At 68.3% G+C, this 26308-nt stretch carries 21 protein-coding genes; 10 read left to right on the plus strand and 11 right to left on the minus strand.

Annotated elements, in window-relative coordinates; genetic code table 11:
* The first annotated feature begins 50 nt into the window (after positions 1 to 50).
* Positions 51 to 956: a DMT family transporter gene (locus LRF89_RS03035; protein ID WP_201169919.1), complete on the plus strand. Its 906-nt coding sequence runs from the start codon at positions 51 to 53 to the stop codon at positions 954 to 956.
* Positions 957 to 965: 9 nt separating this feature from the next.
* On the opposite strand, the gene LRF89_RS03040 is transcribed toward LRF89_RS03035, so the two are convergent.
* The 4 genes from LRF89_RS03040 to gltB are packed head-to-tail and all read right to left on the minus strand — an operon-like array spanning position 966 to position 8421.
* Positions 966 to 1436 carry an NUDIX domain-containing protein gene (locus tag LRF89_RS03040; RefSeq protein ID WP_201169918.1) on the minus strand — a complete coding sequence of 157 codons (471 nt, stop codon included), beginning with the start codon at positions 1434 to 1436 and terminating at the stop codon, positions 966 to 968.
* Positions 1405 to 2499, minus strand: a complete 1095-nt coding sequence (hemE, locus tag LRF89_RS03045; RefSeq protein WP_201169917.1) for a uroporphyrinogen decarboxylase — start codon at positions 2497 to 2499, stop codon at positions 1405 to 1407. Before hemE ends, LRF89_RS03040 begins: the two co-directional genes overlap by 32 nt.
* Before the next feature lie 10 nt (positions 2500 to 2509).
* A complete protein-coding gene (locus tag LRF89_RS03050; RefSeq protein WP_201169916.1) occupies positions 2510 to 3919 on the minus strand; it encodes an FAD-dependent oxidoreductase in 1410 nt (469 codons plus the stop codon).
* 41 nt (positions 3920 to 3960) lie between these two features.
* Entirely contained in the window at positions 3961 to 8421 is a 4461-nt protein-coding gene (gltB, locus tag LRF89_RS03055; protein ID WP_238636584.1) for a glutamate synthase large subunit, read from the minus strand.
* 261 nt (positions 8422 to 8682) lie between these two features.
* Here gltB and LRF89_RS03060 point away from each other — a divergent pair, with 261 nt between their 5' ends.
* Positions 8683 to 9117, plus strand: coding sequence for a MaoC family dehydratase (locus tag LRF89_RS03060; protein ID WP_201169914.1), 435 nt, complete (start codon positions 8683 to 8685; stop codon positions 9115 to 9117).
* A 25-nt stretch (positions 9118 to 9142) separates the two neighbouring features.
* Here the strand turns inward: LRF89_RS03060 and aroE are convergent, their stop codons facing one another.
* The 4 genes from aroE to hemB are packed head-to-tail and all read right to left on the minus strand — an operon-like array spanning position 9143 to position 12952.
* A complete protein-coding gene (gene aroE / locus LRF89_RS03065) occupies positions 9143 to 9955 on the minus strand; it encodes a shikimate dehydrogenase (protein ID WP_201169912.1) in 813 nt (270 codons plus the stop codon).
* 14 nt (positions 9956 to 9969) lie between these two features.
* Positions 9970 to 11220 carry an inorganic phosphate transporter gene (locus LRF89_RS03070; protein WP_201169910.1) on the minus strand — a complete coding sequence of 417 codons (1251 nt, stop codon included), beginning with the start codon at positions 11218 to 11220 and terminating at the stop codon, positions 9970 to 9972.
* 3 nt (positions 11221 to 11223) lie between these two features.
* A complete protein-coding gene (locus tag LRF89_RS03075; protein WP_201169907.1) occupies positions 11224 to 11898 on the minus strand; it encodes a TIGR00153 family protein in 675 nt (224 codons plus the stop codon).
* A 4-nt stretch (positions 11899 to 11902) separates the two neighbouring features.
* The gene (hemB, locus tag LRF89_RS03080) at positions 11903 to 12952 is read right to left on the minus strand and encodes a porphobilinogen synthase (protein WP_201169904.1); all 1050 of its coding nucleotides are present in this window, start codon (positions 12950 to 12952) and stop codon (positions 11903 to 11905) included.
* A gap of 173 nt (positions 12953 to 13125) precedes the next feature.
* On the opposite strand from hemB, the gene LRF89_RS03085 reads away from it, so the two are divergent.
* Complete coding sequence (locus LRF89_RS03085) at positions 13126 to 13368, plus strand: hypothetical protein (RefSeq protein WP_201169901.1); 243 nt, start codon at positions 13126 to 13128, stop codon at positions 13366 to 13368.
* Between the two features lie 106 nt (positions 13369 to 13474).
* Here LRF89_RS03085 and LRF89_RS03090 read toward each other — a convergent pair whose 3' ends face one another.
* From LRF89_RS03090 to LRF89_RS03100, 3 genes are all read right to left on the minus strand, one after another.
* Positions 13475 to 14362: a phosphoribulokinase gene (locus LRF89_RS03090; protein ID WP_201169898.1), complete on the minus strand. Its 888-nt coding sequence runs from the start codon at positions 14360 to 14362 to the stop codon at positions 13475 to 13477.
* Positions 14363 to 14409: 47 nt separating this feature from the next.
* Positions 14410 to 15090, minus strand: coding sequence for a ribulose-phosphate 3-epimerase (rpe, locus tag LRF89_RS03095; protein WP_201242984.1), 681 nt, complete (start codon positions 15088 to 15090; stop codon positions 14410 to 14412).
* Positions 15091 to 15188: 98 nt separating this feature from the next.
* On the minus strand, positions 15189 to 16145 hold the full coding sequence (locus tag LRF89_RS03100; protein WP_011813846.1) for a LysR family transcriptional regulator: 957 nt from the start codon (positions 16143 to 16145) through the stop codon (positions 15189 to 15191).
* 198 nt (positions 16146 to 16343) lie between these two features.
* On the opposite strand from LRF89_RS03100, the gene LRF89_RS03105 reads away from it, so the two are divergent.
* The 7 genes from LRF89_RS03105 to pyk all read left to right on the plus strand — a co-directional run bounded on the left by LRF89_RS03105 (position 16344) and on the right by pyk (position 26306).
* A complete protein-coding gene (locus LRF89_RS03105; protein WP_201242983.1) occupies positions 16344 to 17765 on the plus strand; it encodes a form I ribulose bisphosphate carboxylase large subunit in 1422 nt (473 codons plus the stop codon).
* A gap of 19 nt (positions 17766 to 17784) precedes the next feature.
* Entirely contained in the window at positions 17785 to 18144 is a 360-nt protein-coding gene (locus LRF89_RS03110; RefSeq protein ID WP_201169891.1) for a ribulose bisphosphate carboxylase small subunit, read from the plus strand.
* 132 nt (positions 18145 to 18276) lie between these two features.
* Positions 18277 to 19083 (plus strand): CbbQ/NirQ/NorQ/GpvN family protein, encoded by an 807-nt coding sequence (locus LRF89_RS03115; RefSeq protein ID WP_201169889.1) that lies wholly within the window; start codon positions 18277 to 18279, stop codon positions 19081 to 19083.
* Between the two features lie 40 nt (positions 19084 to 19123).
* A complete protein-coding gene (locus LRF89_RS03120; RefSeq protein WP_238636585.1) occupies positions 19124 to 21466 on the plus strand; it encodes a nitric oxide reductase activation protein NorD in 2343 nt (780 codons plus the stop codon).
* A gap of 129 nt (positions 21467 to 21595) precedes the next feature.
* Positions 21596 to 23602 carry a transketolase gene (gene tkt / locus LRF89_RS03125; protein WP_238636586.1) on the plus strand — a complete coding sequence of 669 codons (2007 nt, stop codon included), beginning with the start codon at positions 21596 to 21598 and terminating at the stop codon, positions 23600 to 23602.
* A gap of 50 nt (positions 23603 to 23652) precedes the next feature.
* Positions 23653 to 24837, plus strand: a complete 1185-nt coding sequence (locus tag LRF89_RS03130) for a phosphoglycerate kinase (protein WP_201169882.1) — start codon at positions 23653 to 23655, stop codon at positions 24835 to 24837.
* A gap of 35 nt (positions 24838 to 24872) precedes the next feature.
* On the plus strand, positions 24873 to 26306 hold the full coding sequence (gene pyk / locus LRF89_RS03135) for a pyruvate kinase (protein WP_201169880.1): 1434 nt from the start codon (positions 24873 to 24875) through the stop codon (positions 26304 to 26306).
* Positions 26307 to 26308 lie beyond the last annotated feature (2 nt).

Below are 26308 nucleotides of genomic sequence, written 5' to 3' on the forward strand. Positions count from 1 at the left end.
CAAGCCTCCCGCCGGGCCGGCGGGGTCATCCAACAGGGAGTTCAGTCAGTATGCCGCGGAGCGCTGCGCCCTTCGGCGCCCAGGACCGTGCCAAGGGCCTGATGATCGCCGCCGCCGGAGTGACGGCGCTGAGCTTCGATGCGGTGCTGGTGCGCCTGGCCGGGGCCGGGGGCTGGGATGTGGTCTTCTGGCGGGGGCTGCTGATGGCGGTGGCGGTCAGCGCGCTGCTCTTCGCCACCCAGGGTCGTTACACCCTGCGCATCTGGCGCCGGGGTGGCTGGGCCGCGGCAGCCTCCGGGCTGTTCTTCGGGCTGAACTCGATCCTCTTTGTCTTCGCGGTGCTCAACACCCACGCCGCCAACGTGCTGGTGCTCTTCGCGACCGCACCGCTCTTCTCGGCGGTGTTCACCTGGCTCTTCCTGCGTGAGCCGATCCAGAGCCGGACCTGGTGGACCATCGCCGCGGTGATCGTCGGCATGGCCGTGATCTTCAGCGCTCCGGCGGAACCCGGCGGGCGGCTGGGCGACCTGGCGGCCCTGCTGGCCGCCGCCAATATGGGCGCCAACCTCACGCTGCTGCGTGCCCGTCCGGAGATCAACCGCCTGCCGGTGGTGGCCACCGGCGGCGTCGTCGCCGCCCTGTGTGCCGCCCCCTGGGCGGCGCCGTTGGCCCTGGGCTGGGAGAGCTACGCGGTGCTCGGCGTCATGGGTCTGGTGCAGATGCCCCTGGCCCTGGTGCTCATCGCCCAGTCCACCCGCTACCTGCCCTCGCCGGAGGTCAGCCTGGTGCTGCTGCTCGAGGCGGCCCTGGGGCCGGTCTGGGTGTGGCTGGTCTTCGCCGAGGTGCCGCCGGTGCCGTCGATGCTTGGCGGGGCGGTGATCGTGCTGGCGCTGCTCGGGTATTTCGCCCGGGACGCCTGGGAGGGCGCGGTGGGGTGGCGCTTCGGGCGGAGCTGAGGGTGGCACTCAGGCGCCGTCGTGCACGGCGCCGGCGATCTGCGTCTCGGCCCAGTCGAGGACCTCGCGGACACGCGGCGACGCAAGTCGGTACGCCTCGCCCGGCGTGACCCATCGGTACTCGTGGTGCTCCGGGCGGCCGAGTTCCGGGTTGATGCCGAGGACCACGCGCCGCGTGGTGGTCTCGGCGACGTAGTAGCGGGCCACCTTGCCCTGGGCGTAGGGGCCGGTCTCGAAGAACGCGTAGCCCCAGCGGAAGGTCAGCTCGGTGATTCCGGCCTCTTCCTGGACCTCGCGCCGGGCTGCCTCGAGTGGCTCCTCGCCGGGCTCGACCTTGCCCTTGGGGAAGTCCCAGTACTGGAAGGCGCGCAGGAGCAGATAGAGACGCCCCCGCTCGGCGAAGCGCACCGGAATGACGCCCGCCGAGAGGGTACGCCGTCTCCGCCGCCTACGACGTGGCCGAGGTGGCCGCTGCGTCATGGTAGGCCGGGGAGAGTTCGTGAAGGGCACGGATCATGGCGTCGACGTTCTCGGGCGGCGTCTCCGGCTGGATCCCGTGGCCGAGGTTGAAGACGTGGCCCGGCCCGTGGCCGAACTCCTCGAGGCAGCGGGCCACCTCGCGGCGGATTACCTCGGGGTTGGCGTGCAGCATGCACGGATCCAGGTTGCCCTGCAGCGCCACCCGGTCGCCGATGCGGCGGCGGGCTTCGGTCAGTGAGGTGGTCCAGTCAAGACCGACGCCGTCACAGCCGGTGTCGGCGATGTCTTCCAGCCACTGCCCGCCGCCCTTGGTGAACAGGGTCACCGGGATGCGCCGCCCCTCGCGCTCGCGGGGCAGCTGCTCGACGATGCGCTGCATGTAGGCCAGCGAGAACTCCCGGTAGCGCACCGGGTCCAGCGCGCCGCCCCAGGTATCGAAGATCATCAGCGCCTGGGCACCGGCCTCGATCTGCCCGTTGAGGTAGTCGGCCACCGTGTCGGCCAGCTTGGTCATCAGCCGGTGGGCGGCCTCCGGCTCGTTGAAGAGCAGGCTCTTGCTGGCCGCGAAGGTCTTGCTGGAGCCGCCCTCGATCATGTAAGTGGCCAGCGTCCAGGGGCTGCCGGTGAAGCCGATCAGCGGCACCTGACCGGCCAGCTCCTTGCGGCAGGCCGCGACCGCGTCCATGACGTAGCTCAGCTCCTTGTCGGCGGAGGGCTGCGGCAGGCGGTCGATGTCGGCGGCCGTCTTGACCCGGTGCTCGAAGACCGGTCCCTCACCGGAGACGAAGTTCAGCCCCAGCCCCATGGCCTCCGGGATGGTGAGGATGTCCGAAAAGAGGATGGCGGCATCGAGCTCATAGCGCTCCAGCGGCTGCAGCGTGACCCGGGCCGCCAGCTCGGGGCTGCGGCACAGGCCCATGAAGCTGCCGGCCTGGGCCCGCACCTCTCGGTATTCGGCCAGATAGCGGCCGGCCTGGCGCATCATCCAGACCGGGGTCCGGTCCACGGGCTGGCGCTGGAACGCGCGCAGGATTCGATCGTTCTTGAGCTCAGAGCTGCTCACCGCGTCACTCCTATACCTGTAGGTGATCAAGGATGCCCTTGGCTGCCTCACGGCCCTCCCAGACAGCCGTCACGACCAGATCGGAGCCGCGGACCATGTCGCCGCCGGCGAAGATCTTCGGGTTGGTGGTCTGTCCGAAGGTTCCGTCCTGCCGGCTGACCCGCACCTGGCCCCAATCGTCGAGCTCGACGCCGTGCTGCTCCAGCCAATGCGGCGGGCTGGGCCGAAAGCCGAAGGCGATGATGAGGCTGTCGGCCGGCAGCACCTCTTCGGAGCCGGGCACCGGCTCCGGCCGGCGTCGCCCGTGTTCGTCCGGGGCACCGAGCTCGGTCCGGACTACCTTAACCCCTTCGATGTGGTTTTCTCCAATGACTTCGATCGGCTGGCGATTCCAGAGGAACTCGACGCCCTCCTCCTTGGCGTTCTCGACCTCGCGCCGGGAGCCGGGCATGTTCTGCTCGTCGCGGCGGTAGGCGCAGGTGACGCTGGCCGCCCCCTGCCGGATGGCGGTGCGGTTGCAGTCCATGGCCGTGTCGCCGCCGCCGAGGACCACGACACGCTTGCCGCGCATGTCGATGAACTCGTCCTCGGTGCCCTGCCAGCCCTCCTCGCGGTTGATGTTCGAGACCAGGTAGGGCAGCGCCTCGTAGACCCCGGGCAGATCCTCGCCGGGGAAGCCGCCGCGCATGTAGGTGTAGGTGCCGGTACCAAGGAAGACGGCGTCGTACTCGGCGAGGAGTTCGTCGAAGCTGACGGCCTGCCCGACCTCGGTGTTGAGGCGGAACTCGACGCCGATGCCCTCGAGGATTTCGCGGCGCCGGCGGACGATGTCCTTGTCGAGCTTGAACGGCGGGATGCCGAAGGTCAGCAGGCCGCCGATCTCCGGGTAGCGGTCGAAGACCACCGGCCGGACCCCGTTGCGGGCGAGCACGTCGGCCGCACCAAGCCCGGCGGGACCGGCGCCGATGATCGCCACCCGTTTGCCCGTGTCGACCACGTCGCTGACATCGGGCCGCCAGCCCTGGCGCAGGGCCTCGTCGCTGATGTACTTCTCCACCGACCCGATGGTCACTGCACCGAAGCCGTCGTTGAGGGTGCAAGCCCCCTCGCAGAGCCGGTCCTGTGGGCAGACGCGACCGCAAACGTCGGGCAGGGTGTTGGTCTTGTGGGAGAGTTCCGCGGCCTCGAACAGGTTGCCCTCGGCCACCAGCCGCAGCCAGTGCGGGATGTAGTTATGGACCGGGCACTTCCACTCACAGTAGGGGTTGCCGCAGTCGAGGCAGCGCCCCGCCTGGGCGGCGGCGGTCTGCTCGTCGTAGCGGCCGTAGATCTCGGCGAAGCGGCGGATGCGCTCGTCGACCTGGAGCTTGTCCGGGTCGCGGCGCGGGATCTCGAGGAACTGGAAGACACTGCTGGACATGGCTGACTAATCCGTCCGTGCTCGGGCGCCGCCGGCGGCCGTCAGGCCGCCTGGCGGAGCGTATCGAGGATGGTGTGAAGATCGGCGGCCTTCGGCTTGACCAGCCAGAAGCGGGGCAGGTAGCCGCGGAAGTCGTCGAGGACCGCCCGTCCCCACACGCTGCCGGTCTCGGCCACGAACTCGCGGATCAGCTCGCGCAGGTAGTTGCGGTGAGCCTCCATGTTTTCCGACTGCAGTCGGTGGATGTCGATGAGCTCGTGGTTGTAGCGGTCGGCGAAGGTGCCGGCCTCGTCGAGGACGAAGGCGAGACCGCCGGTCATGCCGGCACCGAAGTTGACCCCGGTGGGCCCGAGCACGCAGACCACGCCGCCGGTCATGTACTCGCAGCCGTGGTCGCCGACGCCCTCGACCACCGCGGTGGCGCCGGAGTTGCGCACACCGAAGCGCTCGCCGACGGTGCCGGCGGCGTAGAGCCGCCCGCCGGTGGCGCCGTAGAGGCAGGTGTTGCCCATGATGGTGGTCTTGCGCGCCTCGAACCGGCTGCCTTCGGGTGGGTAGAGGACGAGCTTACCGCCGGCCATGCCCTTGCCCACGTAGTCGTTGGCGTCCCCCTCGAGCACCATGTGCAGCCCGCCGGCGTTCCAGACGCCGAAGCTCTGCCCCGCGGTACCGGTCAGGCGTAGGGTGACCGGGCTGTTCGCCATGCCCTGGTTGCCGTGGCGGCGGGCGATTTCGCCGCTGAGCCGGGCGCCGATGGAGCGGTTGTTGTTGCGCAGGGTGTAGTGGAACTCACCGCCGGTGCCGGCCTCGATGGTCGGCAGGCAGTCGGCCACCATCCGCTCGGCCAGCTCGCCCTTGTCGAAGGGCACGTTGGACGGCTCCAGGCAGCGCTTGGGCTTGTCTTCGGGGACACCGCCGTCGGAGAGGATCGGCGACAGGTCCAGACGCCCCTGGCGCTCGGTCTCGCCGGGCAGGATCTCCAGCAGGTCGGTTCGCCCGATGAGGTCCTCGAGCCGGCGTACACCGAGCAACGCCAACCACTCGCGGGTCTCCTCGGCGACGAAGCGGAAGTAGTTCGCCACCTTCTCAGCGGTCCCGACGAAGTGCTTCAGGCGCAGGACGTTGTCCTGGGTGGCCACGCCGGTGGCGCAGTTGTTCAGGTGGCAGATGCGCAGGTACTTGCAGCCGAGGGCCACCATGGGCGCGGTGCCAAAGCCGAAGCTCTCGGCGCCGAGGATCGCCCCCTTGATCACGTCCAGGCCGGTCTTCATGCCGCCGTCGGCCTGCAGCCGCACCTTGTCGCGCAGGTCGTTGGCGCGCAGGGTCTGGTGGGTCTCGGTCAGGCCCAGCTCCCACGGGCCGCCGGCGTACTTCACGGAGGTCAGCGGGCTGGCGCCGGTGCCGCCGTCGTAGCCGGCGATGGTGATCAGGTCGGCATACGCCTTGGCCACGCCGGCGGCCACGGTGCCGACGCCGGCCTCGGCCACCAGCTTCACCGAGACCTGCGCCTGCGGGTTGACCTGCTTGAGGTCGAAGATCAGCTGCGCCAGGTCCTCGATGGAGTAGATGTCGTGGTGCGGCGGCGGCGAGATCAGGGCCACCCCGGGCTTGGAGTAGCGCAGCCGGGCGATCATCTCATTGACCTTGTGCCCCGGCAGCTGTCCGCCCTCGCCGGGCTTGGCGCCCTGGGCCACCTTGATCTGCAGCACCTCGGCGTTGACGAGGTAGTGCGGGGTGACGCCAAAGCGCCCCGAGGCGATCTGCTTGATCTTCGAGACCCGATCAGTGCCGTAGCGGGCCGGGTCTTCGCCGCCTTCGCCGGAGTTCGACCGGCCGCCGAGGCGGTTCATGGCCATGGCCAGGGCCTCGTGGGCCTCTGGCGACAGCGCCCCGAGGCTCATCCCGGCGGAGTCGAACCGGGTGAGGATGTCGTCGATGGGCTGGACCTCGTCCACCGCAATGCCCTGCTCCGGGGCCTTGAGCCCGAGCAGATCACGCAGGGTGGCGGTGGGGCGCTGGTTCACCTCGTCCGCGAACCGCTTGTAGGTGGCGTAGTCGCCGTTCTCCACCGCCTGCTGCAGGTAGGAGACCACCTCGGGGTTGTAGCAGTGGTACTCGCCGCCGTGGACGTACTTGAAGACCCCGCCCTGGTCGAGGAGTTCGGTGGGGCGGTGGGCGCGCCGGGCCAGTTCGCGCGCGTCGGCCTCGAGGTCGGTGAAGTCCATGCCCTGGATGCGGTTGGTGGTGCCGGTGAAGCACAGGTCCACCACCTCGTCGGACAGGCCCACGGACTCGAACAGCTGTGCCCCGCGGTAGCTGGCGATGGTGGAGATCCCCATCTTGGAGAGGATCTTGTACAGCCCCTTGTTCAGCCCCTTGCGGTAGTTGAGGCAGAGCTCCTCGACGTCCCCCTCGATCCGCCCGGAGCGGGCCATCTCGGCCACGACTTCGTAGGCGAGGTAGGGGTAGACGCAGGTTGCCCCGTAACCGATCAGGCAGCCGATGTGGTGGGGGTCGCGGGCGGTGCCGGTCTCGACGATGAGATTGGCGTTGCAGCGCAGGCCCCGGGCCACCAAGCGGTGGTGGACGGCGCCGGTGGCCAGCAGGGCGTGGATGGTCAGCCGGCCGCGCTCGACCCGGCGGTCGGAGAGCACCACCAGCGTCGACCCGGCGCGGACCGCTGCCTCGGCCTCGGCGGCGACGGCCTCGATGGCGCTGCGCAGACTCAGTTGAGCGGGGTCGTAGGTCAGGTCGATGACGGTGTGGGCGTACTCCGGGTCGTCCAGGGCCTTGAGCGCCGCGAACTTTGCGCCGGATAGCACCGGCGAGTCCACGGTAATGCGCTTGGCGTGATCCTCGGACTCGTCGAAGAGGTTCTTTTCCCGGCCCAGACAGGTCTCCAGCGACATCACGATCCGCTCGCGCAGCGGGTCGATCGCCGGGTTGGTGACCTGGGCGAACTGCTGTCGGAAGGTGTCGTAGAGGGCTCGGACCTTGCGCGAGAGCACCGGCAGTGGGGTGTCGTCGCCCATCGAGCCGACGGCCTCCTGGCCGTCCTCGGCCATCACCTTCATCACCTGGTCGCGCTCCTCGAAAGAGACGCCGAAGAGCTTCTGGTGGACTTCAAGGGCCTTGGCATCGAGCTGCGGCTTGCGGCCGTCGTGGCCGGCGAGGGGCTCGAGGCGGCGCAGGTGGTCGCTGAGCCAGACCTTATAAGGCTTGCGGCGCATCAGCCGCTCGTCGATCTGCTCGGGAGTGAGCAGCTGTCCGGTTTCGGTATCGGCGGCGAGCATTTCGCCGGGCTTGAGTCGCCCCTTGGCCACCACCTCGGCCGGGTCGTAGTCCCAGACGCCGATCTCCGAGGCCAGGGTGATGTGGCGATCGCGGGTCATCACCCAGCGTGCCGGCCGCAGGCCGTTGCGATCCAGGGTGCAGGCGGCGTGGCGGCCGTCGGTGAGGACGATGCCGGCCGGACCGTCCCAGGGCTCGCAGTGCATGGAGTGGTACTCGTAGAACGCGCGCAGGTCCGCGTCCATAGAGTCGACGTTCTGCCAAGCCGGGGGCATGAGGAGGCGCATGGCGCGGAAGATGTCCATCCCCCCCTGGAGGAGCACGTCGAGCATGTTGTCGAGGCTCGAGGAATCGGAACCCTCGCTGTTGACCAGCGGGTGCACCGCTTCCATGTCAGGGATCAGCGGGGTGTTCAGCGTGAAAGCCCGGGCATTGGCCCAGTTGCGGTTGCCCTGGATGGTGTTGATCTCGCCATTATGGGCCAGGTAGCGGAACGGCTGGGCGAGGCGCCATTGGGGCAGGGTGTTGGTGGAGAAACGCTGGTGGAAGACGCAGAGGGAAGAGGCGAGGCGCGGGTCCTGAAGGTCCTGGTAGAAGGAGGGGAGGTAATCCGGCATCACCAGCCCCTTGTAGGAGAGGACCCGGCCCGAAAGGCTGGCGACGTAGAAGACCTCGTCTTCGCTGCTGATTGCCTTCTCGGTAAGTCGGCGGGCGATGAACAACCGCCGTTCCAGGTCCTGGGCCTCCATCCCCGGATCGGCGTTGACGAAGACTTGTTCGATCCGGGGACGGGTTTGGAGGGCCTGGGCCCCCAGCGCCGAGGGGTCCACCGGGACCTCGCGGAATCCGGCCGGCTCCAGCCCCTGGCTGCGCAGCGCCTCACGTAGGGCCTCGCGGGCGGCTTCCGCGCGCTGGTCGTCGGGGTGGAGGAACAGGCTGCCCACGGCGTACTGCTCGCCGAGTTCCAGGCCAGCCTCCTCTGCCACGGCGCGCAGGAAGGCGTCGGGCTTGGTCAGCAGCAGGCCGCAGCCGTCGCCGGTCTTGCCGTCGGCCGCCACCGCGCCACGGTGAGTGAGTCGCCCGAGGGCGGCTACAGCGGTTTCGATGAGCCAATGGCTGGGGTTACCATCCATATGGGCAATCAGCCCGAAACCGCAGTTGTCTCGTTCGAAGCTGGGCCGGTACAGGCCGGGTGCGTTTTCGTCCGTCACGGTCGCCTCTGGGATGCTGCGGGGTCGTTTTTTTCAGGGGGCGGCCGGCCCTCTGGGCGCGGTGCGCCGCCGGTGTCGATCACCCGCCGACAAAAGCGGGACGGTAGTATATGCACGAGCCCCCGTGGGCGCAAACGCCGATTGCCGGCGCTCCGGCACGGCGTCCCACTGGCCTTTTTGCACCCGCGCGTGTCAGAGTGACAACCCAGTCACCATCCGTATTTACCGCGTTCAACGACGGCGAGCGGGAGCAAGAAGCGCATGGTTCATGAGCTGCAGGGGTACTGCGTCGAGGATCTGGAGCCGGGGATGGCGGGATCCTACACGCGGACCGTCACCGAGGCCGACCTGGTCCTCTTCGCCGGCCTCTCCGGGGACAATAACCCCGTGCACATCAACGAGGAGTTTGCCTCGACGACCTTCGCCAAGGGGCGCATCGCCCACGGGCTGTTCCTCGGTGGGCTGATCTCCTGCGTCCTCGGCACCCGCATGCCGGGGCCGGGGGCCATTTACCTCGGTCAGCAGCTGCGCTTTCAGGCGCCGGTGCGCATCGGTGACACCGTGCGCGCCGAGGCCACAGTCATCGAGGTGGAGCGCGAGCGCCATCGCGTGCGCCTGGATACCCGCTGCTACGTGCGCAAGCGCACCGTGCTCACCGGTGAGGCCGAGGTCATGGTCAACAGCCGCGAGGCCTGAGCGGCCCCGCGCGTAGACAGGCGGTTCAGGCCCCGCCGCGCAGCGCCTCGATGACCGGAGCAGTCTGCGGGTAGGTGCCGCGCCAGAGATAGAACGATTCCGCTGCCTGCTCAACGAGCATGCCCAGACCGTCGCAGACCACGGCGGCGCCGCGCGCCCGTGCCCAGGCCATGAACGGCGTGTCGCCGTCGGCATAGACCAGGTCGTAGGCGGCGGCGCCGGGGGCGAGCAAGTCGTCGGGCAGGGGTGGCATCTCGCCCTGCAGCCCGGCGGCGGTGGTGTTCAGTACCACGTCAAAGGTATGCCCGTGCAGCGCTTCGAAGCCGCAACCGCGGATGCGCGTGTCGGCGGAGGCGAGGGCCTCGGCGCGACTCACCGTGCGGTTGGCGATGACCAGCGTCTGTGGCCCCTCGGCGAGCAGCTCGCTCAGGACCCCTCGGGCGGCGCCGCCGGCGCCGAGCAGGAGCAGGCGCCGGCCGGCCAGCTGGACCCCGTGATTGTCGCGCAGGTCGCGCAGCAGGCCGATACCGTCGGTGTTGTCGCCGAAGCGGCGACCGTCGGCCTCGGCGCGCAGGGTGTTCACGGCGCCGGCGGTTCGGGCCCGCTCGCTGAGGGTGTCGGCGAAGGCACAGGCTGCCTCCTTGAACGGCACGGTGACGTTGAGCCCGTGGCCGCCGCCGGCGAAGAACGCTTGCGCCACGGCGTCGAAGTGTTCCTCCGGGGCCCACAAGCGCTGGTAGAACAGGTCGGCCCCTACCTCCGCGGCGAAGCGGGCGTGGATTTGGGGTGATTTGCTGTGGGCAATCGGGTTGCCGACGACGGCGTAGTGATCGCTCATGGGTCTGTCCCGGTTCAGCCGAAGCTCCAGTAGAGCAAGTAGAAAAAGACCACGGCGAGGATGCCACCGGCGGGCAGGGTGACGAGCCACGACATGAACACCCCGGTCACCACCCGCAGGTCGATGGCGGCCAGTCCACGGGCCAGCCCGACGCCGAGCACGGCCCCGACCAGGGTGTGGGTGGTGGAGATGGGCAGGCCGATGCCCGAGGCGGTGACCACGGTCCCGGCGGTGGCCAGATTGCAGGCGAACCCCCGGCTCGGGGTGAGCTGGGTGATGTTCTTGCCCACCGTGGCGATGACGTGGCGGCCGAGCATCAGCAATCCAGCGACGATACCCACTGCGCCCAGGACCAGGACCCACACCGGGACCGGTGCCTCGGGCTGGATCTCGCCGCTGGTCACGGTGGCGACCACCGCGGCCACCGGCCCGACGGCGTTGGCTACGTCGTTGGAGCCGTGGGCGAAGGCCATGGCGCAGGCGGTGATGATCATCAGTACGGCGAAGACCCGTTCGACGTTACGGAACTGGTAGCGCCGGTGAGGGCGCTCGTCGAAGCGGGTGCGATGGATCGCCAGCTTGCCGGCCCAGGCCATGACCAGGCCGATGGCGAGCGACAGCAGGAGGTTGGTGGCGAAGCCCAGCTCCAGCCCGATGTGCTGCAGCCCACGGAAGAGGGTGATGACCGAGACGAAGAACCCGGTGAGGAAGATATAGAAGGGCACCCACTTCTTGGCCGCCTCCAGCGGATGGCGGCGGTCGAGGACCAGCATCTGCACTGAGCGGAACAGGGCGAAGCTGACCACCGCAGCGATCAGCGGCGAGGTGACCCAGCTGGCGGCCACCTGCCCGACGGCCGGCCAGTGGATGGCCCCCCAGCCCAGTCCGGCGATACCGAAGCCGACCAGGGCGCCGATGATCGAGTGCGTGGTGGAGACCGGCCAACCTCGCCAGGAGGCCACCAGCAGCCAGCAGCCAGCGGCGGCGAGGGCGGCGAGCATGCCGAAGACGAGGATCTCCTCCTCGCCGACCAGTGATGAGGTGTCGACGATGCCGCCGCGGACCGTGGCTGCCACCGCGCCGCCGGCGAGCACCGCGCCGGCGAACTCGAAGATGGCGGCGATCACCACCGCCTGGCGAATGGTCAGTGCCCGCGAGCCCACCGACGTGGCCATGGCGTTGGCCACGTCGTTGGCCCCGATGCCCCAGGCCATGAACAGTCCGAACGCAGCGGCGAGGGCCAGGTAGACGACGGCGTATTCCATGCCTCAGCGCGCGAGCAGGATCTGAAAGCGGGCGCCCGTCTGCTGGGCACGGTCGGCGAGGGTGCCGAGGGCCTCGATGATCTGGTAGAGGAACATGACATCCACCGGGTAGAGCTCGCGCTCGATCTCGAACAGCTGCGAGCGCAGCTGGACCTGCATGCGGTCGGTTTCGGCCTCTACGTCGTCGAGTTTGTCCAGCAGGCTCTCGACGATCTCCAGCTCCGCGCCGCGGAAGCCGGCCTCGACCAGCTCATCGAGCTCGCGTACCGAGGCCTTGGCCTGGCGGGCCGCCTCGATGCCCTGATCGAGCAGACCCAGGGTGGCCTCTTCCAGTGCCGCCGGCCACTGCATCTGGCGGCCGATCATCAGCCCGGCGATGTCCTTGCTCTTGTTGGCGATCCGATCCTGGGCGCGCAGCAGCTCGAGGAAGTCACGCCGGTCCCACGGCATGAACAGATCCGGCGGCAGGTGTGCGCGGATCTCCTTCTTCAGGCGGTCCGCCTCGTGCTCGTGCTGGACGATCTGGCGGTGGGCGTCGCGCATGCGCTGCACGTCGCCCGCCGCCGAGGCCCGGAAGAGTTCCGGCAGCACCTCCACGCAGTCGACCACCTCGGCCATGTGTTGCTGCAAAGGTGCGACCGGCGAGGAGCCGAAGATCCGGGCGAAGTAGCTCTTCAAGATCTCAGTCCTCTTCGCGCATCCACTGAGCCGCAGCCCGTGCGTGGTAGGTCAGGATGCCATCGGCGCCCGCCCGGCGCAGCGAGAGCAGCGCCTCGAGCACGCACTCGCGCTCGTCGAGCCAGCCGTTCTGGGCGGCTGCCTTGAGCATGGAGTACTCGCCGCTGACCTGGTAGGCGAAGGTCGGCACCCCGAATTCGTCCTTGATCCGCCGGATGACGTCCAGGTAGGGGAGGCCGGGTTTGACCATGAACATGTCGGCCCCCTCCTGCAGATCGAGGGCCACCTCGTGCAGGGCCTCGTCGCTGTTGCCCGGGTCCATCTGATAGCTGTCCTTGCCCGGTCCGGCCACGCCGCTGCCGAGGTTGTCCGAGGAGCCCACGGCATCGCGGAACGGACCGTAGTAGCAGGAGGCGTACTTGGCCGCGTAGGAGAGGATGCGCACATTGCGGTGGTCGTGGGACTCCAGGGCGCTGCGGATCGCCCCCACGCGGCCATCCATCATGTCGGAGGGGCCGACCACGTCGGCTCCGGCCTCGGCGTGGGAGAGCGCCTGGCGGACCAGGACCTCGACGGTCTCCTCGTTCATGACGTAGCCGGTTTCGTCGATCAGCCCGTCCTGGCCGTGACTGGTGAACGGGTCGAGGGCGACGTCGGTCATGACGCCCATCCCGGGGACCGCATCCTTGACCGCACGCACGGCGCGCTGGGCGATGCCGCTCGGGTTGTAGGCTTCGCGCGCGTCCTCGCTTTTCACTTCGGCGGGGGTCACCGGGAAGATGGCGATCAGCGGGATGCCGAGGGCGTGCAGCTCCCGCGCCTCCTGGACCAGTCGGTCGATGGTCATGCGCTCGACGCCGGGCATGGAGGGCACCGGCTCGGTGCGATCCTCGCCGTCGAGGACGAAGACCGGCTGGATCAGATCCTCCGGGCCGAGCCGAGTCTCCCGCATGAGTCGGCGGGAGAAGGCGTCGCGGCGCATCCGGCGCGGGCGCCGTAGGGGGTAGCCGCCATTGAACTGCGGTTGGGAGCTCCGTGTCACGACCGCCTCCATTGTTTCACGCTGCCGTTGAAGGCCTTGATTATGCCCGCTCCCCTGGCGTCGCCCAAGGGTTCACCCCGGGGGAACTTGACGCAGTGTGCCGGTGTCCTTGTGATTGAGGCGGGGGCGCGTGCTGATGCGCGCTTCCCCGGATCATTCCAAATCGCCTAGAGAGGAGAGGACTGATGCGCAAGCTGGCAACCATCCTGGGGGTCCTGACCATCGCCGGCGGGCTGACGCTGGCGGGCTGCGGCGGCGGCGACGACTTCGAGGAGCTCGACGAGTTCGAGGAGATGCCGGAGGGCGATGAGCCGGCCCCGATGGACGAGGACGAGGCCTTTGACGACTTCGAGGACGACTTTGATGACGACTTCGATGACGACTTCGAGGATGACTTCGGCGACGAGGATCTCGAAGAGCAGTTCTAAGTCCTGACGGCCCGCCCCGAGGTGGGTCGATCCCGAATAAAGAGGGGGCGTCACCGCGGTGACGCCCCCTCTTTCGGTTTCTCCTGCCGGCCGCGGGCCGCGCCGCCTAGCGCGAGCCCTTGAGCTTGCGACTGCGCTCGACGAACTCGTGGATGATCGGCGTCATAATCAGCTCCATGGCGAAGCCGGTCTTGCCGCCGGGGACCACCATGGTGTTCCGCCGCGACATGAAGGAGTCGGGGATCATGTTCAGCAGGTACGGGAAATCGATCCCGAAGCGCTCCGGCTGACGGAAGCGGATCACCGTAAAGGACTCATCCGGCGTCGGCACGTCCCGGGCGATAAACGGGTTCGAGGTATCCACCGTGGGTACGCGCTGGAAGTTGATGTCGGTCCGCGAGAACTGCGGCGTGACGTAGTTCACGTAGTCCGGCATGCGCCGCAGGATGGTGTCCACGGTCTTCTCGGCTGTGTAGCCGCGCTCGGCGCCGTCGCGATGGATCTTCTGGATCCACTCCAGGTTGACGATGGGCACCACGCCGACGAGCAGGTCCACGTGCTGCGCCACGTTGTGCTCCTCGGTCACGACGCCGCCGTGCAGCCCCTCGTAGAAGAGCAGATCGCTGTCCTGGCCGGCGTCCTCCCAGTCGGTGAACTCGCCGGGGCGCAGTCCGTAGGGTTCCGCCTCCTCATCGCTGTGAAGGTACCTGCGGCGTCGACAGATGCCCTCCTGGCCGTACCGGCGGAAGGAGTGCTCGAGCTCGTCGAAGACGTTGGCCTCCGGCCCGAAGTGGCTCAGGTTGCGCCCCTCCTCGGCGGCTCGGGCCAGCTGGTCGCGCATCTCCTGCCGGTTGAAGCGGTGGAAAGCGTCGCCCTCGATCACCACCGGGGTGACCTGTTCCCGGCGGAAGATGTGCTCGAAGGCGTTCTTGACGGTGCTGGTCCCTGCCCCGGAGGAGCCTGTGACCGCAATGATGGGATGCTTCTCGGACATGGCTTGACCCTCTTGCTCGCTGACTAGAAATTCCCTTGAACGCGAGCTCAACCGGCGCGGTGCGCAGCCTCGAGCTCCTTGCGCATATCGGCGATGGCCTGGCCGTAGTCTTCGGCCCCGAAGACCGCCGAGCCGGCCACGAAGGTGTCCGCGCCGGCCTCGGCCACCTGACGGATGTTCTCGGCCTTGATCCCGCCGTCGACCTGCAGGCGGGCGTCCGGGTTCAGCTCATCGATCAGTTGCCGCGCCTCGCGGATCTTGTCGATGGTCCCGGGGATGAACTTCTGCCCCCCGAAGCCGGGGTTGACCGACATCAGCAGCACCATGTCGACCTTATCGGCGACGTAGCGCAGGCAGTCGAGCGGCGTGGCCGGGTTGAAGACCAGGCCGGCCCGGCAGCCGTGCTCGCGGATCAGGCTCAGGGAGCGGTCGACGTGCTCGCTGGCCTCGGGGTGGAAGGTGATCCAGTCGGCCCCGGCCGCGGCGAAATCGGGGATGATCCGGTCCACCGGCTTGATCATCAGATGCACGTCAATGGGCGCAGTGATGCCGTGATCGCGCAGCGCCTGGCAGACCAGCGGGCCGATGGTCAGATTGGGGACATAGTGGTTGTCCATGACATCGAAGTGGATGGCATCGGCGCCGGCCCGGAGAACGGCGTTGACCTCATCGCCCAGGCGGGCGAAATCGGCGGACAGGATGGACGGTGCGATCCACGGCTTGTTCATGGGTACTCCTCCCGGCTTGAACCCAGGGCGCCCCGGCAAGCTAAGCCCGGGGCGCCCCGCGGGGAACTAAGGATTGATGATTATTGGAATAAACGGGCTCACGGAACGGCCTGCAGCGGCGGTTCCTGCGGGGGCGCAACCCCTGGCGTCTCCGGGACCTGCCAGTGCCGGTGGGCCTCGTCGAGGATGAACTGACGGAACGCCTCCGCCGCCGGCGAGAGGCGCTTGCCCGAGCGGTGGACCAGGTACCACTGCCGCTCCAGAGGGAAGCCCTCGACGTTGAGCACCCGCAGCCGGCCCAACTCGAGCTCTAGGGCTACGGTGTGGATGGAGACGACGCCGAGCCCGAGTCCGGCCTGTACCGACTGCTTGATGGCCTCGTTGGAACTCATTTCGAGCCCGCCGCGCAGGTTCATGCCGCGTTCCTCGAGCACGCGCTGGACCGCGTTGCGGGTGCCCGAGCCCTGCTCGCGCAGCACGAAGAGCTCGTCCTGCAGGCGTTCGAGTGGGATCGGCGAGCCGTCTGCCAGTGGGTGGTCCGGCGCGGCGATGATCACCAGCGGATTCGGCATGAAGGCCTCGGCGGCGACATCCAGCCCCTCCGGCGGGCGACCCATGACCGCCAGGTCCATCTCATTGTCCTGAATGCGGCGGATCACCCCCTCCCGGTTGGTGACCTCTAGCTGGAACGTCACCCCGGGCTGTCGCCGGGTGAAGGCGGCGAGCAGGTCGGTGGCGAAGTAGTTGGCGGTCGAGGCCACCGTCAGTCGCAGTCGGCCGCTGTTCAGCCCGCGCAGGGCTTCGAGGCCGTCGGCGAGCTCGCGCAGTTCGGCGGAGATGCGCTGGGCATAGCGCCGCACCTCCTCGCCGGCCTCGGTGAGGTAGATTCGTTTACCGATCTGCTCGAACAGGGGCAGTCCGACCTGCTGCTCGAGCTGCTTGATCTGCATGGAGACCGCCGGCTGCGTGAGATACAGCTCCTCGGCGGCACGGGTGAAGCTGAGATGTCGGGCTACAGACTCGAACACCTGTAGCTGCCGTAGTGTGATGTTCATCCTCCTGGGCCTCCCCCAATGCTTGTTAATAATGGAAAACTTATCCAAGCACCAAAAACAATTTCTTTTTCTTCTTGAACTGCAAGGCTATGCTGTCTGAAGACATGCCGCAAGGGGCAGCCACAAGAACCGGTGCTGCTCATCAAAGCCCCGGGGCGTGTTTGGACTTACGAGCAGAAACGCTTGAGGAGAGGATCGATGGCTAGCAAGACGTACACCGCGGGCGTCAAGGAGTATCGGGAGACCTACTGGGAGCCCGATTACAAGATCAAGGATAGCGACCTTCTGGCCGTGTTCAAGGTGACGCCGCAGCCCGGCGTGGACCGCGAGGAGGCGGCCGCCGCCGTCGCCGCCGAGTCCTCCACCGGGACCTGGACCACGGTCTGGACCGACCTGCTCACCGACCTGGAGCACTACAAGGGTCGCGCCTACAAGGTCGAGGACGTGCCGGGCGACGACGAGGCTTTCTACGCCTTCATCGCCTACCCCATCGACCTCTTCGAAGAGGGCTCGATCGTCAACGTCTTCACCTCGCTGGTGGGCAACGTCTTCGGCTTCAAGGCCGTGCGCGCCCTGCGCCTGGAGGACGTGCGCTTCCCGCTGCACTTCGTGATGACCTGCCCCGGGCCGCCGAACGGCATCCAGGTCGAGCGGGACAAGATGAACAAGTACGGCCGGCCGCTGCTCGGCTGCACCATCAAGCCCAAGCTCGGCCTCTCGGCCAAGAACTACGGCCGCGCGGTCTACGAGTGCCTGCGCGGCGGTCTCGACTTCACCAAGGACGACGAGAACGTCAACTCCCAGCCCTTCATGCGCTGGCGCGACCGCTTCGAGTTCGTCATGGAGGCGATCCAGAAGGCCGAGGAGGAAACCGGCGAGCGCAAGGGCCACTACCTCAACGTCACCGCCCCGACGCCGGAGGAGATGTACAAGCGTGCCGAGTTTGCCAAGGAGATCGGCGCGCCGATCATCATGCACGACTACATCACCGCCGGCTTCTGTGCCCACCAGGGCCTGGCCAACTGGTGCCGCGACAACGGCATGCTGCTGCACATCCACCGCGCCATGCACGCGGTGCTCGACCGCAACCCGAACCACGGCATCCACTTCCGGGTGCTGACCAAGATCCTGCGCCTGATGGGCGGCGACCAGCTGCACACCGGAACGGTGGTCGGCAAGCTCGAGGGTGACCGCCAGTCGACGCTGGGCTGGATCGACCTGCTGCGCAAGCCTTACATCGAGGAGGACCGCTCCCGCGGCCTGTTCTTCGATCAGGAGTGGGGCGCGATGCCGGGCGCCTTCGCCGTCGCTTCCGGCGGGATCCACGTCTGGCACATGCCGGCTCTGTTGTCGATCTTCGGTGACGATGCGGTCTTCCAGTTCGGCGGCGGTACGCTGGGCCACCCCTGGGGCAATGCCGCCGGCGCCGCGGCCAACCGCGTGGCCCTGGAGGCCTGCGTCAAGGCCCGCAACGAGGGCCGCGAGCTCGAGAAGGAGGGCAAGGAGATCCTCACCGAGGCCGCCAAGAGCAGCCCCGAGCTGAAGGCCGCCATGGAGACGTGGAAGGAGATCAAGTTCGAGTTCGACACCGTGGACAAGCTGGACACGGCGCACCGGTAAAGGGGAAGGAGACTGAGCAATGAGTGAGATCCAGGATTACAAGTCCAAGCTGTCCGATCCGAACAGCCGTCGCTTCGAGACCTTCTCCTACCTGCCGGAGATGAGCGACGCGGACGTCCGCAAGCAGGTCCAGTACATCGTCGACCAGGGCTGGAACCCGGCCATCGAGCACACCGAGCCGGAGAACGCCTTCGACCACTACTGGTACATGTGGAAGCTGCCGATGTTCGGCGAGACCGACGTGGACGCCATCCTCAAAGAGGCCGAGGCGTGCCACAAGGAGCACCCGGAGCACCACGTGCGCTTGATTGGCTACGACAACTACCGGCAGACGCAGGGCACCGCGATGGTGATCTATCGGGGTCCCATCGACGCCTAGTGGCCGGGGTGTGCCCGGCGATCGCCGCCCGCGCCGGGCGGTGGTCGCCGGGACCGCACCGCTGCTTTTCGAATGGTGGCCGGGATCGCCCCCGTCGCCATTCGAAAAGCCAGTACCCGAGCGGAGGGGCCGATGACCGAGCACGATGTGGACCAGTATCGCGTCACTGAAGCGCCGTACTACCGGCCGGTCAGTGACGAGGTCGATCTCTACCAGGCCGCCTACCAGGCCCGCATGCCCGTCATGCTCAAGGGGCCGACCGGCTGCGGCAAGTCTCGTTTCGTCGAGTACATGGCCTGGCAGCTGCAGCGTCCCCTGGTTACGGTGGCCTGCAACGAGGATATGACCGCCGCCGACCTGGTGGGCCGCTACCTGCTCGACGCCAATGGCACCCGCTGGCAGGACGGGCCGCTGACCACCGCGGCGCGGATCGGCGCCATCTGCTACCTCGACGAGGTGGTCGAGGCGCGTCAGGACACCACCGTGGTGATCCACCCCCTGACCGACCACCGGCGCACCCTGCCGCTCGAGAAGAAGGGCGAGCTGGTGCACGCCCACCCGGACTTCCACCTGGTGATCTCCTACAACCCCGGCTATCAGTCGCTGATGAAGGACCTCAAGCAGTCCACCAAGCAGCGTTTCGGCGCCCTCGACTTCGACTACCCGGAGGCCGCGGCCGAGGCGGAGATCGTCGCCCACGAGACCGGCGTCGACAGCGATATCGCCGACAAGCTGGTGCAGATCGCCCACCGCGCCCGCAACCTCAAGGGCCACGGGCTGGATGAAGGGATCTCCACGCGTCTGCTGGTCTACGCCGGCAACCTGATCGCCAAGGGCATCGAGCCGCGCTCAGCCTGCACCATGTCGCTGGTGCGCCCCCTGACCGACGATCCGGACATGCGCGAGACGCTGGATCAGGCGGTGGCGACCTACTTCTGAACGACCGGGTGATCACCCGGGGGCAGTGCGGGGGATTGCGATGACGGTGCGCCTCGAGGACTACCGTGAGACCCTGGTGGCGGCGGATCCGCGGATCGCCGAGACGCTGGAGGCGAGCTTCGCCGAGGCGTCGCGGGTGATGTCGCCACGGGGGCTGCACAACTACCTGGAAGGGGCCCGGGCCCTGGCCGAGCTGGGCCGCGGCGCCGACCTGGTCATCTGCTACCTGGAGGCGATGCCTGCGGTGGCCAAGGAAGTGGGCGAGGACGTGCTCACCGAGGTGGTCACTGCCGCCATGAAGCTCTCCTCGATGGTCAGCGGCCAGGTGATTGCCCTGCTGCTGGCCGGCTTACCCACTGCCGCGCGACGGCTCGGCGATCCGGAGCTGCTGCGCCAGTTCCTGAACCTCGTCCACCAGCTTTCGGCCAAGGCTCCGCGCGGCCTGCGGCCGATGCTCGAGAACCTCGACGAGCTCTTCTCCAAGCTCACCCTGGGCGGGTTCCGGCGCTGGGCGCTGTGGGGCGCCCAGGCCCACGCCCGCGATTTCGAGCAGCAGCGCGCCTACTTCGGCCTGCAGAGTGCCGACAGTCAGGCGATGCTCCAGCAGGAGCGCCGCGGCACGCTGCTGGTGGATAACCAGCGCAAGCTCAACTTCTACCTGCGTGCGCTCTGGGCCCGGGACTTCTTCATGCGGCCGACCTCCGGGGACTTCGAGACCCGCGAGGGGTACAAGCCGTTCATCGAGCAGCGGGTGATCCATCTGCCCGACGCTTACGACGACTACCACGGGCTGCCGGGCAAGGACCTCTATCGGGCCGCGGCCGCCCACGCGGCCGCGCACCTGGTCCATACCATCGAGCCGCTCTCGCCCGAGATGCTCAATCCGGCGCAGATGGCCGTCATCGGCCTGATCGAGGACGCCCGGGTCGAGGCGCTGGCCATCGACGAGTTTCCGGGGCTGCAGCGGCTGTGGCTGCCTTTCCACCGGGCCCGGGCCGCCGAGCGCGAGGCGGAGCTGGATCCGGTGGTCGAGCGCCTGGAGCGGGCTGCCCACGCCCTGCTTGACCCGGAGTACGCCGACGACGACCCCTGGGTCCAGCAGGTGCGCGAGATCTTCCACTACCACTTCGCCGATCGCCCCCGGGACGTGGGGCTGTCGTGGGAGCTGGGCATGGAGCTGCACAATAGCCTGGCGCAGCGCTACCCCATGCCCTCGGCCCGCGTCCTGCAGCGGATGGCCGTCCCTTACCGCGACGACAACCGCTACCTCTTCGCCAGCGATGAGGAGGAGTGGCTCGAGGCGGAGTACATCCCGGCCAGCCACCGGCAGGTGCGCCGCCAGGTCAACCTGATGGAGTTCGTCAACGAGGTTGACTGCGAACTCGCCGGCGACGACGCGCAGGAGGTTTGGGTCCTCGGGACGGAGCTCTTCCCCTACGAGGACTTCGGGGTCAGCTACAACGAGATGGAAGGGGTGGAGCCGGCCAGCCCGCCGTTCCATTACCCGGAGTGGGATTACCAGGTCCAGCTCAATCGCCCCGACTGGGTCACGGTGGTCGAGCGCCGTCCGAAACGCGGCGACCCCGAGGTCATGGACCAGGTCCTCAAGGACTACCGGCCGGTGGCCAGCCGCCTGCGCTACCTCGTCGACGCCTTGCAGCCCCAGGGGGTGATCCGCGAGCGCCGACAGGAGGACGGCGACGAGCTGGATATCGACGCCGCCGTGCGCTCCATGGTCGACCTGCGCCTGGGCATGAGCCCCGATCCGCGCATCAACACCCGCTACATCCGTAAGACCCGGGATCTGTCGGCGCTGCTTCTGCTCGATCTCTCCGAGTCCACCAACGACGCTATGGGCGGCAGCGAGAAGACCGTCATCGAGCTGACCCGCGAGGCCACCTCGCTGCTCGGCTGGGCCATCAACGGCATCGGTGACCCCTTCGCCGTCCACGGCTTCTCCTCGGACGGTCGGCACGACGTCCAGTACTACCGGTTCAAGGACTTCCATCAGCCGTGGAGCGAGGAAGCGAAGTCCCGCCTGGCTGGGATGCGCGGGCAGTACTCGACCCGCATGGGCGCGGCAATGCGCCACGCCGGCGCCCACTTGGTGCGTCAACCGCAGCGGCGCAAGCTGTTATTGATCGTCACCGACGGAGAGCCGCACGACGTCGACGTGCGGGATCCGCAGTACCTGCGCCACGACGCCCGCAAGGCTGCCGAGGAGCTGTCCGCCCGAGGGGTGACCAGCTACTGCCTGACCCTGGATCGGGACGCGGACGCCTACGTGTCACGGATCTTCGGGGCCAACGGCTACTCGGTGGTCGAGCACGTGGAGCGCCTGCCGGAGCGCCTGCCGGCGGTGTTCGCCCAGCTGACCCGGTAGCCGCTTATTCGGACGATCAGGACGGTTTGCTTTTGCTGATCGTTCGCGATCCGTAAAGTTTCGGGGCAGTATGGCGGCATGCTCGACCCGAGCCGCAACAGAACAATATTCCATTGAGGGAGGTAGAACATGGCGTCGACCGAACTGAGCCGACGAGAGCTCGCCAACGGCATTCGCGCCCTGGCCATGGACGCTGTCCAAAAGGCCAACTCCGGCCACCCGGGGGCACCGATGGGTATGGCGGACATCGCCGAGGTGCTGTGGCGGGACTACATGCGCCATGCGCCCCAGCGGCCGGGCTGGTTCGACCGCGATCGTTTCGTCCTCTCCAATGGTCACGGGTCGATGCTGCAGTATGCGCTGCTCCATCTGACCGGCTACGACCTCACCACCGACGACCTCAAGAACTTCCGCCAGCTGCACTCCCGGACCCCGGGGCACCCGGAGTACGGCTACACGCCGGGCGTGGAGACCACCACCGGGCCGCTGGGCCAGGGGCTGGCGAACAGCGTTGGCCTGGCGCTGGCCGAGCGGATGCTGGCGGCGCGCTTCAACCGCCCGGGCCACGAGATCATCGATCACTACACCTACGTCTTCATGGGCGACGGCTGCCTGATGGAGGGGGTCTCCCATGAGGCGTGCTCGCTGGCCGGCACCCTGCGGCTGGGCAAGCTGATTGCCTTCTACGACGACAACAGCATCTCCATCGACGGCAACGTCGAGGGCTGGTACACGGAGGATGTCCGCAAGCGTTTCGAGGCTTACGGCTGGCAGGTGATCGGCCCGGTGGATGGTCACGACGGCGAGGCCGTGCGGCAGGCCATCGAGCAGGCGCGCGCCGATACCAGCCGCCCGACGCTGATCGACTGCAAGACGGTGATCGGCTTCGGTGCGCCCAATCAGTGCGGCACCGCTGGCGTGCACGGTGCCCCCTTGGGCGAAGAGGAGATCGCCGCCTGCCGCAAGCAGCTGGGCTGGGAGCACGGCCCGTTCGAGATCCCCGAAGCCCATTACAAGGCGTGGGATGCGCGTGCTGGTGGCGAGCAGCTGCTCCAGGAGTGGGGCGAGCGCCTCGAGGCGTATCGCAAGGAACACCCCGAGCTGGCCGACGAGCTGGAGCGGCGGATGCGCGGTGAGTTGCCGGGCAACTGGCAGGAGCTGGTTGCCGAGGGCCTGGAGAAGTTCGCCGGCGGCAAGAAGGACGCCACCCGCAAGTCTTCCCAGGCGGTGCTCGGTCACTTCGGGCCGCAACTGCCCGAGCTGCTCGGCGGTTCCGCCGACCTGACAGGCTCGAACAACACCTGGTGGGACGGTTGCTCGACGGTCAGCCAGGAGCAGCCCGACGGCAACTACGTCTTTTACGGCGTGCGCGAGTTCGGGATGACCGCCATCATGAACGGCATCGCCCTGCACGGCGGGTTCATCCCCTACGGCGGCACCTTCCTGATCTTCTCCGACTACGCCCGCAACGCCGTGCGTATGGCGGCGCTGATGAAGCAGCGGGTGGTGATGGTCTACACCCACGACTCCATCGGCCTCGGCGAGGACGGACCCACGCACCAGCCTGTCGAGCAGCTGGCCAGTCTGCGCCTGATCCCCAACCTGCACGTTTGGCGTCCGTGTGACGCCCAGGAGACTGCAGCGGCCTGGGCGGCGGCCATCGCCCGCGAGGACGGACCGAGCGTGCTGGCACTGTCGCGCCAGGGCATGGAGCCGCAGCAGCGCAGCGGCGACCAAGCCCGGTCCATCGCCCGCGGTGGCTATGTCCTCAAGGAGGCCGGCTCCGGCAAGCCCGAGCTGGTCATCCTGGCCACCGGCTCCGAGGTGGATCTGGCCATGGCGGCCCGGGACCGTCTCGAGGGCGAGGGGCGCAGCGTTCGCGTGGTCTCCATGCCCTGTGTCGAGGCGTTCTGCGCGCAGGACGAGGCCTACCGTCAGCAGGTGCTGCCCGGTGATGTACCGCGGGTGGCCGTCGAGGCCGGTGCCACCGGCCTGTGGCAGGGCTGGGTCGGTCAGTGCGGCCTCGTAGTCGGCCTCGACACCTTCGGCGAATCGGCGCCGGGGCCGGAACTCTACGAGCACTTCGGCCTGACCGCGGACAGCGTGGCTGATGCGGGCCGGCGGGTCCTCGGCTGAGGGCCCCCGCCCGCGGGCGCAGAACCAGAATCGACTAGAGGAGAGTGGCCGTGAAAGCGAAGCGCATGACCGATCTCGACCTGGCGGGCAAGCGGGTGCTCATCCGCGAGGACCTGAACGTCCCGATCAAGGAGGGCCAGGTCGCCGACGATACCCGCGTGCGCGCTGCCGCCGAGAGCATCCGCCAGGCCATGCAGGCCGGTGGCCGGGTGCTGGTGATGTCCCACCTCGGGCGGCCCAAGGAGGGCGAATACGACGCCGAGGCCTCGATGGCTCCGGTGGCCCGCCGCCTGGGCGAGATCCTGGGTTGCGAGGTGCCGGTGGTGCGTGAATGGCTCGATGGCGTCGACGTTGCCGAGGGCGGCGTCGCGCTGGCGGAGAACGTGCGCTTTCAGCCCGGCGAGACCAAGGACGACGAGGATCTGGCCCGACGCATGGCGGCACTGTGCGATGTCTTCGTCATGGATGCCTTCGGCACCGCGCACCGTGCCCAGGCCTCCACCCACGGCGTGGCCCGTTTCGCGCCCGAGGCGTGTGCCGGTCCGCTGCTCGCCGCCGAGCTGGAGGCCCTGGGCAAGGCGCTGGACAACCCGGCCCGGCCGATGATCGCCATCGTCGGCGGCTCCAAGGTCTCCGGTAAGGTGCAGGTGCTGGAGGCGCTCACTCACAAGGTGGATCAGCTCATTGTCGGCGGCGGGATCGCCAACACCTTCATTGCCGCGGCGGGATACTCCGTCGGCAAGTCCCTCTATGAGGCTGACTTCGTCGAAACCGCCAAGCGCCTGATGCAAGAGGCCCGCGCCAAGGGTGGCGAGATCCCGATCCCCGAGGATGTGATCACCGCCAGGGAGTTCTCCGCGGACGCCGAGGCCAGCGTCCACCCGGTGGAGGCCGTGCCCGACGACGAGATGATCCTCGATGTCGGGCCGAAGACCCGTGCCCGCTACGACGGCATGCTGCGCAATGCCGGTACGGTGGTCTGGAACGGCCCGGTGGGCGTGTTCGAGATGGCGCCCTTCGCCGGCGGTACCGAGGCACTGGCCGAGGCCATTGCCGCCAGTGACGGCTTCTCGATCGCCGGCGGCGGTGACACCCTGGCCGCCGTGGAGCAGTTCGGCATCACCGAGCGGGTCTCCTACATCTCCACCGGCGGTGGCGCCTTCCTCGAGTTCCTCGAGGGTCGCGAGCTGCCCGGTGTTGCGGCCCTCGAGCAGCACGCGGCGGCGCATTCGTGATCGACGCGGTACTCAGTCAGGGAGTCGGTGGCGTGATGCCCCGCAGAACCAAGATCCTGGCGACCCTCGGGCCGGCGACGGACCGGCCCGAGGGCCTGGAGGCCGTCCTCGCCGCCGGGGTGGATGTGGTGCGCATCAACCTCTCCCACGGCGAGGCCAGCGACCACCGCCAGCGGGTCGAGGCCGTGCGCGCCTGGGGCGAGGCCCATGGTCGCCGTGTCGGGGTGCTGGTGGATCTGCAGGGGCCGAAGATCCGCATCGAGCGCTTTCGCAATGGCCCGATCCAGCTGCGCCGCGGCGACCCCTTTATCCTCGATCCCGCCGTGGATCCGGATGCCGGGGACCACACCCGCGTCGGGGTCGCCTACCGGGCCCTGCCGGATGACCTGCATCCCGGCGACGAACTGCTGCTCGACGACGGCCGCCTGGTGGTCCGGGTCGAGCGCATCGAGGGGACCGCCGTCCACACCACCGTGCAGGTTGGCGGTGAACTCAGCGATCGCAAGGGCATCAACCGCCGCGGTGGCGGGCTCTCCGCACCGGCGCTCACCGACAAGGACCGGGTCGATATCGTTACGGCCGCCGAGTTGGCCGCCGATTACGTGGCGGTCTCGTTCCCGCGGTGCGCCGACGACATCCACGAGGCCCGGCGGCTGCTCACCGAGGCCGGTGGGCGCTCCGGGATCGTGGCCAAGATCGAGCGCGCCGAAGCGCTGGACGCCGCCGAGGAGATCATGGATGCCGCCGATGCCATCATGGTCGCCCGCGGCGATCTCGGCGTGGAGATCGGCGATGCTGCGTTGCCCGAGGTCCAGAAGCAGCTCATCCAGACCGCCCGGGCTCGCAACCGGGTGGCCATCACGGCGACGCAGATGATGGAGTCGATGATCGACAACCCCATCCCGACGCGGGCCGAGGTCTTCGACGTGGCCAACGCCGTGCGGGACGGCACCGACGCCGTGATGCTATCGGCCGAAACCGCCACCGGCTCGTTCCCGGCCGAGACGGTGGCCGCCATGGACCGGGTCTGTCGGGCGGCCGAGCGCAGTCGCACGGTGACGGTTTCCCACCACCGGCTGGACGAGCACTTCACACAGGTCGACGAGACGGTGGCCATGGCGGCGATGTACGCCGCCAACCACTTCTCCATCAAGGCGCTGATCGCCATCACCGAATCCGGGGGAACGGCCTCGTGGATGTCGCGGATCAGCTCGGGGCTGCCGATCTACGTCCTGACCCGCCACCCGGAGACCCGGGGGCGGGTGACCCTCTACCGCGGCGTCTATCCGCTGGAGTTCGATGCCGAGCAGGAGGACCTCAACGCCCTCAAGAGCCGGCTACTGGCGCGCCTCTCCCGTCAGGGACTGGTCAACCAGGGCGACTACGTCCTGGTCACCCACGGCGAGGAGCTCGGTGCCGCGGGCGGTACGAACACGTTGCGCATCGTCTGCGTGGACGATTATCTCTAGAG

It is taken from the genome of Halorhodospira sp. 9621 (assembly GCF_022228055.1).
In the GTDB taxonomy this organism is placed as follows: domain Bacteria; phylum Pseudomonadota; class Gammaproteobacteria; order Nitrococcales; family Halorhodospiraceae; genus Halorhodospira; species Halorhodospira halophila_A.

Bases quoted from the DNA above. Each gene is read 5' to 3' on its own strand.
- LRF89_RS03035 (WP_201169919.1), top strand. From the start codon at position 51: ATGCCGCGGAGCGCTGCGCCCTTCGGCGCCCAGGACCGTGCCAAGGGC.
- LRF89_RS03040 (WP_201169918.1), bottom strand. From the start codon at position 1,436: ATGACGCAGCGGCCACCTCGGCCACGTCGTAGGCGGCGGAGACGGCGT.
- LRF89_RS03050 (WP_201169916.1), bottom strand. From the start codon at position 3,919: ATGTCCAGCAGTGTCTTCCAGTTCCTCGAGATCCCGCGCCGCGACCCG.
- LRF89_RS03060 (WP_201169914.1), top strand. From the start codon at position 8,683: ATGGTTCATGAGCTGCAGGGGTACTGCGTCGAGGATCTGGAGCCGGGG.
- aroE (WP_201169912.1), bottom strand. From the start codon at position 9,955: ATGAGCGATCACTACGCCGTCGTCGGCAACCCGATTGCCCACAGCAAA.
- LRF89_RS03070 (WP_201169910.1), bottom strand. From the start codon at position 11,220: ATGGAATACGCCGTCGTCTACCTGGCCCTCGCCGCTGCGTTCGGACTG.
- hemB (WP_201169904.1), bottom strand. From the start codon at position 12,952: ATGGAGGCGGTCGTGACACGGAGCTCCCAACCGCAGTTCAATGGCGGC.
- LRF89_RS03085 (WP_201169901.1), top strand. From the start codon at position 13,126: ATGCGCAAGCTGGCAACCATCCTGGGGGTCCTGACCATCGCCGGCGGG.
- LRF89_RS03090 (WP_201169898.1), bottom strand. From the start codon at position 14,362: ATGTCCGAGAAGCATCCCATCATTGCGGTCACAGGCTCCTCCGGGGCA.
- rpe (WP_201242984.1), bottom strand. From the start codon at position 15,090: ATGAACAAGCCGTGGATCGCACCGTCCATCCTGTCCGCCGATTTCGCC.
- LRF89_RS03100 (WP_011813846.1), bottom strand. From the start codon at position 16,145: ATGAACATCACACTACGGCAGCTACAGGTGTTCGAGTCTGTAGCCCGA.
- LRF89_RS03105 (WP_201242983.1), top strand. From the start codon at position 16,344: ATGGCTAGCAAGACGTACACCGCGGGCGTCAAGGAGTATCGGGAGACC.
- LRF89_RS03110 (WP_201169891.1), top strand. From the start codon at position 17,785: ATGAGTGAGATCCAGGATTACAAGTCCAAGCTGTCCGATCCGAACAGC.
- LRF89_RS03115 (WP_201169889.1), top strand. From the start codon at position 18,277: ATGACCGAGCACGATGTGGACCAGTATCGCGTCACTGAAGCGCCGTAC.
- LRF89_RS03120 (WP_238636585.1), top strand. From the start codon at position 19,124: ATGACGGTGCGCCTCGAGGACTACCGTGAGACCCTGGTGGCGGCGGAT.
- tkt (WP_238636586.1), top strand. From the start codon at position 21,596: ATGGCGTCGACCGAACTGAGCCGACGAGAGCTCGCCAACGGCATTCGC.
- pyk (WP_201169880.1), top strand. From the start codon at position 24,873: ATGCCCCGCAGAACCAAGATCCTGGCGACCCTCGGGCCGGCGACGGAC.